This window comes from Klebsiella sp. HMSC16A12, from assembly GCF_001808265.1.
Classification (GTDB): Bacteria; Pseudomonadota; Gammaproteobacteria; order Enterobacterales; family Enterobacteriaceae; genus Klebsiella; species Klebsiella pneumoniae.
Map to the genome: position 1 here is coordinate 269,002 of NZ_KV792611.1, position 10,683 is coordinate 279,684.

Genomic DNA, 10,683 nt, shown 5'->3' on the forward strand with positions numbered 1-10,683 from the left:
CAGGCCTGCTCCCGTACTGCCGGCGGTTATTATGGGCGGTGCGTGCCGCGATCCGGTCAGCGTTGGCCAGGAGTAGCCTCTAAGTGGTTATCGTAAAACGGACGGACTCACCTCCGCCGGGATCGGGCAACGATAGGGGCGTTCGGCCAGTACCTGCCTGAGCTCTTGCTGGCTGGCCTCCAGCAGGGCGCTGTCGCTGAATAAACGGATGGCGGTCGCCGCGAGGACTTTCCCCGCCAGCAACATCCCTTTATGGGCAATGGAGGTTCTGCCCTGGCTCACCAGCTGCCAGCTGTGCAGCGGGGTACCCACCGCGAAGCACGGGCTGAAGCACTGGGCCACCGGCGCTTTCCAGCTAACATCGCCGACGTCGGTGGATCCGGCGAGGACGTTATCCGTGGCCGCCCAGGGCGCCACCTCATCAATCAGCAAGGTGTCGCGGTGGCGACGAGCGAACGTTTTGCCTTCCTCGCCACTGGTGCCGGCAATATTGTTCAGGCTGTTGTTAATATCGTTGGCGCTGAGAGTGGCGCGGATCGCCGCGGCAAAAGCGCGTTCCTCGTCGCTCCAGGCGGGGGTACCGTAATGACAGACCGCCTGATACATCGCCGCCTCAAGCGTGCGGTTGGGCAGATAGCTGGAGCAGGCTTTTTCAAAGCGGCAGCTGACCTGGGTCTCGGTCATCAGCGCGGCCCCCTGGGCAATCTTCTCTATGCGGGCGAAGATTTGCTCAGCGTCGGCCATCTCCGGCGCGCGGATCAAATACAGCACTTCCGCCTGCGCCTGCACCACGTTGGGCGAGACGCCGCCGGTATCGGTAATGGCGTAATGGACCCGCGCCTTCTCTATGATATGTTCATTGAGGAAATTGCTGCCGGTGGTCATCAGGGTGACGGCATCCAGCGCGCTCCGGCCCAGGTGCGGCGAATTAGCGGCGTGGGCCGCGGTGCCGGTAAATCGCCATGCCGCCTGAATGTTGGCGAGGGTGCGGGTGCTGAACATCCCGGCCCAGACTTCCGGATGCCAGGTCAGCGCCGCATCGACATCATCAAACAACCCTTCGCGCACCATAAAGGTTTTTCCCGAACCGCCTTCCTCGCCGGGACAACCGTAGAAGCGCAGAGTGCCGCTGTCGCCGTGCTGCTGCAGCCAGCCTTTGGCGGCGACCGCCGCGGCGAATGCCGCGGTGCCGAGCAGATTGTGCCCACAGCCGTGGCCGTTGGCTCCCGGTGTCAAGGGCGTCGGTTCCGCGCTGTGGGCCTGCTGGCTGAGTCCCGCCAGGGCGTCAAATTCGCCGAGCAGGGCAATGACCGGTTGGCCCTCACCGACGCTGGCGATAAAGGCATTCGGGATCCCGCCAGCATCGCGGGTGAGCTGAAAACCTTCCGCCTCCAGGGCGTCGGCCAGCCGTTGGGCTGACCAGAACTCCTCAAAGCGGGTCTCCGGGTGGTCCCAGATGTCGTCGGCGATGGCGCAGTAAGTGTCGCGTTGTGCCTCAACCACCTCGTCCACAAACTGAAAAATGGCTTCCATTACACCCCCCGCTGCCAGGGAAAGTTAAGCGCGACGCGCGCCAGGGTTTCGACCGCTACCGCCATCACGCTCTCGTCGAAGTCAAACTTTTCGTTGTGGTGACCGGCGCTGAGTTCAGTGCCGAAAATCATGTACGAGGCGAGGCCGCCGCGCGCCTGGACCCGGGCCATCATCAGGGTGGCGTCTTCCGAGCCCGCCGGGGCGGCGATGCGATCCACCGCCTGTTGCACGCCGGGCACCCGGGCGGCCTGTTCGCGCAGATAGTCCACCCACGCCGGCGACGGTGCGCTGGCGGTCGCCGCGCCCATCATGCGCAGTTCGTAGCGGGCTTCGTACATCGCCGCCGCCCCGGCGACGACGTGCTGCGCCCGCTCGAACACGTACTGATTAATGGCTTCGCTTTCGCCGCGGGTTTCCACTTTTAACAGCGCGGAAGAGGGCACCACGTTGCGCCCGGTACCGGCCTGCATCACCCCGACGTTGACCCGCGAGGCGCCGGCGCTGTGCGGCGGGATGGCGTGCAGGCCAAGGGCGGCCTGGGCGGCGGCCAGCAGCGCGTTGCGCCCGTCCTCGGGCTTGCCGCCGGCGTGGGCGGCCACGCCGCTGAACTGCACGTCGAATTTGGTGGTGGCCATAAAGTTGTCTCCACCGCAGACGACGGTACCTGCCGGGACGCCGGTCCCGATATGGATCGCCGTGAAATAATCCACGTCATCAACCACGCCGGCGGCCACCATCGCGCGGGCGCCGCGGGTACCCTCTTCAGCAGGCTGGAAAATCAGTTTAATGACGCCATTGAGCTGGGCGGCATACTGCTTGAGCACATGCGCCAGCCCCAGCCCGATGGCGGTATGGCCGTCATGGCCGCAGGCGTGCATCATGCCGGCGTTGCAGGAGGCGAAATGATCGCGATGGGGGCGGTGGCTATCGTCATGCTGTTCGTTGAGATCGAGGGCATCCATATCGACGCGAAAGGCCAGGGTTGGTCCGGGCCGCCCGGTGTCGAGCGTGGCCACCACGCCGGCGAAACCGCCTTCAAACGCCGGCAGCCAGCGCTCCGGCGCGCCCTGTTCGCGGGCGCGTTCGAAAGCCTGGGCCAGGGTCTCCTCGTCCGGCAGCCCCATCCGGCTGTCGGCATCGATGACGTCGCGGCCTAGCGCCAGCTGATAGCCTAGCCCGTCAAGAATATCCGCGACCTTACTGGCGGTGCGAAACTCCAGCCAGCCGGATTCAGCGTGCAGGTGAAAATCGCGGCGCCATTGGGTCATGGAGGGCGCCAGCTGGCGGAGGTATTCATCAAGTTGCGGCATAGCTTATCCTGTCATAAGTAAAAAATGTGACGGCGTTCACGATGTGATAGCTTTTGTTTATCACTGACGCGCTACAGGCCTTAACACCCTTAACCTGCCACAGCCTGATGGATTACAGTAGATGTCATTTTCTTCTGTCTGATAAGCAACGGTTATCACTAAAAGCATGGCATTTCAGATTAAATTTCATCAAATTCGCGCTTTCGTCGAAGTAGCCCGGGAAGGCAGTATCCGTGGCGCCAGCCGGGCGCTGGCGGTCTCGCAGCCGGCGCTGACCAAAGCGATTAAAGAGCTGGAGGAGGGGCTTTCCGCCCAGCTGTTCGTCCGCCGCAGCCAGGGGGTGGCGTTAACCGACAATGGCGAAAGTTTTTATCAACATGCGAGCCTGATCCTTGAGGAGCTGCGGGCGGCGCAGGATGAACTGCTGCAGCGCCAGGGGGAACAGGCCGGGCAAATTAATATTGGCCTTGGCGCCAGCGTCGCCCGGTCGCTGATGCCGTCGGTGATCTGCCGCTTTCATCAGCAGCATCCGCAGGTGAAGGTACGGATCATGGAGGGTCAGCTGCTGGCGATGATTAATGAGCTGCGCCAGGGGGAGCTGGATTTCACCATTAATACCTATTACCCCGGGCCGTACGACCATGAGTTCAGCTTTGAGAAACTGTTTGAGAAACCGTTCGCGGTGTTCGCCCGCGCGGGCCATCCGGCGGCGCAGGCCACCTCGCTGGGGGAGTTGATGGATCACCACTGGACCATGCCGACGCCGCGCGGCAGCTACTTCAAGCAGCTGCAGGAGCGCTTCGAACAGCTGGGACGGGAGCCAAAGGTGGGGATCGTCTGCGAAACGTTCTCATCCTGCATCAGCCTGGTGGTGAAAAGTGATTTTCTCAGCATCCTGCCGGTGGAGCTGGGCAACGACCCGCTGATGGCCGACAAACTGGTGATGATCCCCATCCGTGAAGTGTTACCCACCGCCACCTATTATCTGATCCAGCGGCGCGATACCCGGCAGACGCCGCTCACGGCGTCGTTAATCACCCTGTTCCGCCGCCAGAGCCGACAATTGTTTCCTTAATCGTCCGTCGCGCTCACTTTGCCAGCGAACGCGGCTAAACGCGTTGAGAGGGGAGCGCGAGGCGGCTATAGTAGCTGGCGACAGCCGCTGGAGGAGAGCCCATGAACCTTGATGACAAATCCCTGTTTCTTGACGCCATGGAAGATGTCCAGCCTCTGAAACGTAATAATGACGTGCACTGGCATCCCGGGCGTAACAGCCGGGCCCCGCAACGCGTCGATACCCTGCAGCTGGATAATTTTCTCACCACCGGCTATCTCGATATCGTGCCGCTCGCCACGCCGCTGGAGTTTAAGCGAGAAGGGCTGCAGAGCGGCGTGCTGGATAAGCTGCGGCGGGGGAAATACAGCCAGCAGGCGAGCCTCTCCCTGCTGCGCCAGCCGGTGGAACAGTGCCGGCAGATGCTCTTCGCCTTTATGGTGCAGGCGCAGAAAGAGGGGTTACGCAATGTGCTGATCGTTCACGGCAAAGGCCGCGACGACCAGTCCCACGCCAATATTATCCGCAGCTATCTGGCGCGCTGGCTGGAAGAGCTGCCGGAGGTGCAGGCCTTCTGCGCCGCGCTTCCGCATCATGGCGGCAGCGGCGCCTGCTATGTTGCGCTGCGTAAATCGGCGCAGGCGAAGCAGGAGACCTGGGAGCAGCACGCCAAGCGCAGTCGTTAGCGCAGAAGCAGCGTCAGCTCGCGGGCGGCTTTTTGCAGCTCCGGCAGCACGCGCTCGATCATCTCGCGGGCCGTCATCTGGCCCGCATGCACCCCGACGTTGAGCGCCGCCTGGACCTGCCCCTGAGCGTTAAACAGCGGGACCGCGAGGGAGCGCAGCCCCATCTCCAGCTCCTGATCGTTGAGGGCATACCCCTGCTGATGCACCCGTTTCAGTTCGGCGCGCAGCTTCGCCACCGAATCCACCGTCTGTGGGGTATAGCGGATCATGGTCACCCGGGCCAGCATATCGTTGAGCTTCTCCTCCGGCTGATGGCTCAGCAGCACCCGGCCCATCGAGGTCGCCCACGCCGGAAGGCGACTGCCGATATCCAGGTCGATGGTCATAATCCGCGAGCTGGAGGCGCGGGCGATATACAGGATATCGTCGCCGTCGAGGGTGGCGATGGAGCAGGACTCATTGAGCATTTCGCTCAGATGCCGCAGCACCGGCTGCGCCGAACGCGCCAGCGGCGTCGAGGCCAGCCAGGCGTGGCCCAGCGCCAGGATCCGCGGCCGCAGCTGGAAATTCTTACCGTCTTCGGCATACACGAACCCCAGCTTGCTCAGGGTATACAGGCAGCGGCGCACCGCGGCGCGCGGGATGCCGGTCTTCTGACTGATCTGTGAGATAGACAGCAGGGGCCGCTGCGGCGTGAACGCCTGAATCACCTCCAGACCCCGCGCCAGGGAGGCCATAAAGTTAGGATCGCCTTTAAACGGATCGCCGTCGCCGGTCAGTGAATCGTCTGGATGCTTGTCCATTTCTGTTCCCCATATTTGCCATCGATCACATTCTTTCGCTAAAGATAACCGATGTTCGATTATCGCACCATATTTCGATTATCGCCCTTGACCGACATCGTTAAGCGGGTCACATTTTGTGCGAACAACGAATAAAAGTGCGATTACCGCACATCACTGGAGCGACCTGATGATTGATAAAAGCGTATCGACGCTGAGCGAGGCCATCGCCGGGATCCACGATGGGGCGACTATTATGATCGGCGGCTTTGGCCCCGCCGGCCAGCCGACCTTTCTGATTGACGCCCTGATTGACCAGGGCGCTCGCGACCTGACCATCATAAATAACAACGCCGGCAACGGGGAAGTGGGTCTCGCCGCGCTGCTCAAGGCGGGCCGGGTGCGCAAAATGATCTGCTCCTTTCCGCGCCAGGTGGATTCGCAGATTTTCGATGATCTCTACCGTCGCGGCAAAGTGGAGCTGGAGCTGGTGCCGCAGGGCAACCTCGCGGCGCGGATCCAGGCGGCTGGCGCCGGGCTGGGGGCGGTGTTTACCCCCACCGGCTACGGCACGCCGCTGGCGGAAGGTAAGGAGACACGGGAAATCGACGGTCGCCACTACGTGCTGGAGTACCCGATCAAAGCCGATTTCGCGCTGATTAAAGCTCACCAGGGCGACCGCTGGGGCAACCTGGTCTATCGCAAGGCGGCGCGCAACTTTGGCCCGATCATGGCGACAGCGGCGAAAACCACCATCGTAGAGGTCTCGCAGCTGGTGGCGCTGGGCGACCTCGATCCGGAAAACATCATTACCCCCGGCATTTTCGTCCAGCGCGTCTTCTCGCTGGAAAACCTGACTGCCGCACAACGCGCCTGAGGAGCCCGACATGCAAAAACTGACCCGTGACGAAATGGCCCAGCGCGTGGCCCGCGATATTCCCGAAGGCGCTTACGTCAACCTCGGCATCGGCCTGCCGACCCGCATCGCCAATTACCTGCCCGCTGACAAAGAGGTGTTCCTGCACAGCGAAAACGGCCTGCTGGGGATGGGGCCGAAACCGCAGCCCGGGGAAGAAGATCCCGAGCTGATCAATGCCGGTAAAGAGTATGTCACCCTCCTGCAGGGGGGCTGCTATTTCCACCACGGCGACTCCTTCGCCATGATGCGCGGCGGCCATCTCGATATCTGCGTGCTGGGGGCCTATCAGGTTTCCGCCAGCGGCGACCTCGCCAACTGGAGCACCGGTGCGCCGGATGCGATCCCGGCCGTTGGCGGGGCGATGGATCTGGCCATCGGCGCCCGCCAGGTGTTTGTGATGATGGACCACCTGACCCGTGACGGCGAGTGCAAGCTGGTGGCGCAGTGCAGCTACCCGCTGACCGGCGTCGGCTGCGTCAGCCGGATCTATACCGACCTGGCGGTGATCGACATCACCGACCGCGGCCCGGTGGTGCGGGAAATCTTTAACGGCCTCTCTTTTGAAGAGCTGCAGCGCATCACTCCGGTGGCGCTGACCTTTCAACAACTGGCGGAAAGCGCGTAAGGAACTATGATGAATCAGGCATTTATCTGTGATGCGGTGCGTACACCCTTTGGCCGTTTCGGCGGTGCCCTGGCGACGATGCGCGCTGACGACCTGGCGGCGCTGCCGCTGAAAGCGCTGCTGGCGCGGAACTCGGGACTGGATCCCTCGCGCATTGACGATGTGATCTTTGGCTGCGCCAACCAGGCCGGGGAAGATAACCGCAACGTGGCGCGGATGGCGCTGCTGCTGGCCGGCCTGCCGGAGAGCGTGCCCGGGAGCACCATCAACCGCCTGTGCGGTTCCAGCCTTGACGCGATCGGCGTCGCGGCGCGGGCGATTAAAAGCGGGGAGACGCAGCTGATGATCGCCGGCGGGGTGGAGAGCATGTCCCGCGCGCCGTTTGTGATGGGGAAAGCGGAGAGCGCCTTTAGCCGCAGCATGCAGATGGAGGATACCACCATCGGCTGGCGCTTTATTAACCCGCAGATGAAAGCCCTGTACGGTGTGCATTCCATGCCGGAGACGGCGGAAAACGTCGCCGATGAGTTTGCCATCTCCCGTGCCGATCAGGACGCGTTCGCCTTACGCAGTCAGTTGCGCACCGCCGCGGCGCAAGAGGCGGGGCGTTTCGCCGATGAGCTGATCGCCGTCCAGGTGCCGCAGCGTAAAGGCGAGCCGCTGCTGTTTAGCCGCGATGAGCACCCGCGCAGCACCTCGCTGGAGGCGCTGGCTAAACTGCGCGGCGTGGTGCGCGCCGACGGCAGCGTTACCGCCGGTAACGCCTCCGGGGTTAACGACGGCGCCTGCGCGCTGCTGCTGGCCAGCGAGACGGCGCTGTCGGCCAACGATCTTCAGCCGCTGGCCCGGGTGGTCGGCGTGGCGACGGCGGGCGTGGCGCCGCGGATCATGGGCTTTGGCCCGGCGCCGGCGGTGCGCAAGGTGCTGGCGCAGACCGGCCTGACATTAGGCCAGATGGATGTCATTGAGCTGAATGAAGCCTTCGCCGCGCAGGCGCTGGCGGTGACCCGCGATTTGGGCTTACCGGACGATGCCGCCCACGTGAACCCTAACGGCGGGGCGATTGCGCTGGGCCACCCGCTCGGCGCCTCCGGCGGCCGGCTGGCGATGACCGCGGCTTATCAGCTGAAACGGACCGGCGGCCGCTACGCCCTGTGCACCATGTGCATCGGCGTCGGACAGGGGATCGCCCTGATTATTGAACGCGTTTAAGGAGCCAGAATGAGTTTGTTGACCCCGATGCTGCGCAGCAGTCCGCTAACCGACTGGTTCAGCGACGCGCAGCGGGTGCAGGGCATGCTGGATTTTGAAGCGGCGCTGGCGCAAGCGCAGGCCGCCTGCGGGATGGTGCCGCCGGAAGCGGTCGGGCCAATTGTGGCGGCCTGCCGCCACGAGGCCATCGATTTTGCCGCGCTGGGCGAGGCGGCGGTGGGAGCCGGTAATCTGGCCATCCCGCTGGTGAAACAGCTGACGGCGCAGGTAAAAGCGCAAGATCCTGAGGCTGCGCGCTACGTTCACTGGGGCGCTACCAGCCAGGACGCCATCGACACCGGACTGGTGCTCCAGCTGCGCGGGGCGCTGGATGCCGCTGAGACTCTGCTTGAGCAGCTGTTGGCGGCCCTGGCTCTCCAGGCGGATCGTTATCGCGATACCGTGATGCCGGGCCGGACCTGGATGCAGCACGCGCTGCCGGTGACCTTTGGCCTGAAGCTGGCGGGCACCCTCGACGCGCTCCTGCGCTGGCAGCAGCGGCTGCGCGAGATGCGTCCGCGGCTGCTGGCGCTGCAGTTTGGCGGCGCCGCGGGCACTCTGGACGCGCTAAAAGAGAAAGGGCCGGCGGTTGGCCTGGCGCTGGCGCAGATCCTCGGGCTGTCGCTGCCGGATACTCCGTGGCACAGCCAGCGCGATCGGCTGCTGGAGGCGGGCGCCTGGTTCGCCGGCGTCTGCGGCACGCTGGGGAAATTCGCTAACGACTTTTCCCTGCTGATGCAGACTGAAGTGGCTGAGGTGGGCGAGCCGGTGGCGGAAGGTCGCGGCGGTTCGTCGACGATGCCGCATAAGCGCAATCCGGTGGCCTGCGCGGCGATCCTGACCGCCGCCCAGCGTACGCCGGGGCTGATGGCGACGCTCTACGCCAGCCAACTCCAGCAGCATGAGCGGGCGCTGGGCGGCTGGCAGGCGGAGTGGGAGACCCTGCCGGAGCTAATTACCCTGGTGGGCGGGGCGTTGGCGCAAAGCGAGGCGCTGGTGCGCGACATGCAGGTTTTCCCGCAGAAAATGCGCGCCGATCTCGATATCACCCACGGGCTGATTATGGCTGAGGCGGTGACTCTGGCGCTGGCGGAATTCATTGGCAAAGCCGAGGCGCATCATCACATCGAAGCGCTGTGCCGCCAGGCGCTGGACCGTCACTACCCGCTGGTCGATCTGCTCACGGCTGACCCACAGGTCAGTCAGTATCTCTCTCGTGAACGCTTAACCACGCTGCTGGACCCGGCAACGGCGACCGGCAGCGCCGAACGCTTTGTGCGCCAGGTGCTGGCGCGTTATCAGGAGCAACGTGATGAATCTTGATTATCAACTCGACGGGCCGGATGGCGCGCCGGTTATCGTCCTCTCCAATTCGCTGGGCACCACCCGGGCGATGTGGCAGCCGCAGATCGAGGCGTTAACCGCCCATTTCCGGGTGCTGCGCTACGACACGCACGGCCACGGTAAAACGACAAAAAATGGCAAAGTAACCCTCGCCCAGTTGGGGGAGGATGTGATTGCGCTGCTCGATCACCTGAATATCGACCGCGCCTGGTTCTGCGGGATCTCGATGGGCGGTCTGACCGGCCTGTGGCTGGGACGCTTTGCGCCGGAGCGTTTTCATGGTCTGGCGGTCGCCAACACCGCGGCGCGCATTGGCGATCAGGCCAGCTGGCTGTCGCGGGCGCGGGCCGTACGTCAGGAGGGGATGGCGGTGGTGGCCGCCGGAGCGGCAGACCGCTGGTTTACCCACGCGTTTCGCCAGAAGGCGCCGGAGGTGGTCGAGGCGCTTTGTCACCAGCTGACCCATACCGATGCTGAAGGCTATGCCGCCTGCTGTGAGGCGCTGGCCGCCGCCGACCTGCGGGGCGAAGTGGGGCAGATCCCGCTGCCGACGCTAATCATCGCCGGGGAAAGTGACCCTGTCACCACGGTCGGTGACGCTCATTTCCTGCAGCAGCAGATCCCCGCCTCCGAGGTGGTGGTTCTGGCGGCATCGCATCTGTCTAACATTGAGGCGCCGAAAAGCTTTACTTCGTCGCTGCTGAGCTTTTTCCAGGGGGAACGCCATGGATGATAAACAGCGCTATCAGGACGGGATGGCGGTACGGCGCAAAGTATTGGGCGACGCCCACGTCGACCGTACGCTGCAGCATCTGACGCCGTTGAATGATGAGTTTCAGGACTTTATTACCCGCTATGCCTGGGGCGAGACCTGGACGCGTCCGGGGCTCGATCACCATACCCGCAGCATGATCACTATTGCCATGTTGATCGCTCTCAATCGCGAGGCGGAGCTTAAGATGCATCTACGCGCGTCGTTTAACAACGGGGTGACCCGCGATGAGCTGAAAGAGCTGATCATGCACTCTGCGCTGTACTGCGGGCTGCCGGCGGCCAATGCCACGATGCATCTGGCGCAGCAGGTGTTTGACGACATCGACGCCGCGCAGGGTTGAGTCGTCGTCCGGGTCGGATTGCCCGGCAGTCGTTGTAGGCCGGGTAAGGCGTAGCCGCCACCCG

General features: G+C 63.7%; 11 protein-coding genes. 8 read left to right on the plus strand and 3 right to left on the minus strand.

The features are described from left to right. Positions 1-87: 87 nt before the first annotated feature. On the minus strand, positions 88-1,533 hold the full coding sequence (locus HMPREF3140_RS14520; RefSeq protein WP_021314541.1) for a M20 family metallopeptidase: 1,446 nt from the start codon (positions 1,531-1,533) through the stop codon (positions 88-90). Next, positions 1,533-2,843, minus strand: coding sequence for a M20 family metallo-hydrolase (locus tag HMPREF3140_RS14525; RefSeq protein WP_009760675.1), 1,311 nt, complete (start codon positions 2,841-2,843; stop codon positions 1,533-1,535). Before HMPREF3140_RS14525 ends, HMPREF3140_RS14520 begins: the two co-directional genes overlap by 1 nt. A gap of 166 nt (positions 2,844-3,009) precedes the next feature. Here HMPREF3140_RS14525 and HMPREF3140_RS14530 point away from each other — a divergent pair, with 166 nt between their 5' ends. Together HMPREF3140_RS14530 and smrA are read left to right on the plus strand one after the other, a co-directional pair. Further along, positions 3,010-3,918, plus strand: coding sequence for a LysR family transcriptional regulator (locus tag HMPREF3140_RS14530; protein WP_004148273.1), 909 nt, complete (start codon positions 3,010-3,012; stop codon positions 3,916-3,918). Between the two features lie 101 nt (positions 3,919-4,019). Next, the gene (gene smrA, locus HMPREF3140_RS14535; RefSeq protein WP_004143055.1) at positions 4,020-4,583 is read left to right on the plus strand and encodes a DNA endonuclease SmrA; all 564 of its coding nucleotides are present in this window, start codon (positions 4,020-4,022) and stop codon (positions 4,581-4,583) included. Here the strand turns inward: smrA and HMPREF3140_RS14540 are convergent. Beyond that, positions 4,580-5,386, minus strand: coding sequence for an IclR family transcriptional regulator domain-containing protein (locus HMPREF3140_RS14540; protein ID WP_020805023.1), 807 nt, complete (start codon positions 5,384-5,386; stop codon positions 4,580-4,582). The genes smrA and HMPREF3140_RS14540 overlap by 4 nt on opposite strands. Positions 5,387-5,555: 169 nt before the next feature. Here HMPREF3140_RS14540 and HMPREF3140_RS14545 point away from each other — a divergent pair, with 169 nt between their 5' ends. The 6 genes from HMPREF3140_RS14545 to pcaC are packed head-to-tail and all read left to right on the plus strand — an operon-like array spanning position 5,556 to position 10,619. Next, a complete protein-coding gene (locus tag HMPREF3140_RS14545; RefSeq protein WP_002903522.1) occupies positions 5,556-6,242 on the plus strand; it encodes a 3-oxoacid CoA-transferase subunit A in 687 nt (228 codons plus the stop codon). Positions 6,243-6,252: 10 nt separating this feature from the next. After that, positions 6,253-6,909: a 3-oxoacid CoA-transferase subunit B gene (locus HMPREF3140_RS14550; RefSeq protein WP_004151559.1), complete on the plus strand. Its 657-nt coding sequence runs from the start codon at positions 6,253-6,255 to the stop codon at positions 6,907-6,909. A gap of 9 nt (positions 6,910-6,918) precedes the next feature. Continuing rightward, the gene (gene pcaF / locus HMPREF3140_RS14555; RefSeq protein WP_032411440.1) at positions 6,919-8,121 is read left to right on the plus strand and encodes a 3-oxoadipyl-CoA thiolase; all 1,203 of its coding nucleotides are present in this window, start codon (positions 6,919-6,921) and stop codon (positions 8,119-8,121) included. A 9-nt stretch (positions 8,122-8,130) separates the two neighbouring features. Next, positions 8,131-9,483, plus strand: a complete 1,353-nt coding sequence (locus HMPREF3140_RS14560) for a 3-carboxy-cis,cis-muconate cycloisomerase (protein ID WP_021314539.1) — start codon at positions 8,131-8,133, stop codon at positions 9,481-9,483. Then, a complete protein-coding gene (pcaD, locus tag HMPREF3140_RS14565; RefSeq protein ID WP_032411442.1) occupies positions 9,473-10,237 on the plus strand; it encodes a 3-oxoadipate enol-lactonase in 765 nt (254 codons plus the stop codon). The genes HMPREF3140_RS14560 and pcaD overlap by 11 nt, the downstream gene beginning before the upstream one ends. Next, positions 10,230-10,619, plus strand: coding sequence for a 4-carboxymuconolactone decarboxylase (gene pcaC, locus HMPREF3140_RS14570; RefSeq protein WP_004143067.1), 390 nt, complete (start codon positions 10,230-10,232; stop codon positions 10,617-10,619). The genes pcaD and pcaC overlap by 8 nt, the downstream gene beginning before the upstream one ends. Positions 10,620-10,683 lie beyond the last annotated feature (64 nt).

Coding starts and splice junctions, on each gene's coding strand:
- HMPREF3140_RS14550 (WP_004151559.1), top strand. CDS start 6,253: ATGCAAAAACTGACCCGTGACGAAATGGCCCAGCGCGTGGCCCGCGAT.
- HMPREF3140_RS14560 (WP_021314539.1), top strand. CDS start 8,131: ATGAGTTTGTTGACCCCGATGCTGCGCAGCAGTCCGCTAACCGACTGG.
- pcaF (WP_032411440.1), top strand. CDS start 6,919: ATGAATCAGGCATTTATCTGTGATGCGGTGCGTACACCCTTTGGCCGT.
- pcaC (WP_004143067.1), top strand. CDS start 10,230: ATGGATGATAAACAGCGCTATCAGGACGGGATGGCGGTACGGCGCAAA.
- HMPREF3140_RS14545 (WP_002903522.1), top strand. CDS start 5,556: ATGATTGATAAAAGCGTATCGACGCTGAGCGAGGCCATCGCCGGGATC.
- HMPREF3140_RS14525 (WP_009760675.1), bottom strand. CDS start 2,843: ATGCCGCAACTTGATGAATACCTCCGCCAGCTGGCGCCCTCCATGACC.
- HMPREF3140_RS14530 (WP_004148273.1), top strand. CDS start 3,010: ATGGCATTTCAGATTAAATTTCATCAAATTCGCGCTTTCGTCGAAGTA.
- smrA (WP_004143055.1), top strand. CDS start 4,020: ATGAACCTTGATGACAAATCCCTGTTTCTTGACGCCATGGAAGATGTC.
- HMPREF3140_RS14540 (WP_020805023.1), bottom strand. CDS start 5,386: ATGGACAAGCATCCAGACGATTCACTGACCGGCGACGGCGATCCGTTT.
- HMPREF3140_RS14520 (WP_021314541.1), bottom strand. CDS start 1,533: ATGGAAGCCATTTTTCAGTTTGTGGACGAGGTGGTTGAGGCACAACGC.
- pcaD (WP_032411442.1), top strand. CDS start 9,473: ATGAATCTTGATTATCAACTCGACGGGCCGGATGGCGCGCCGGTTATC.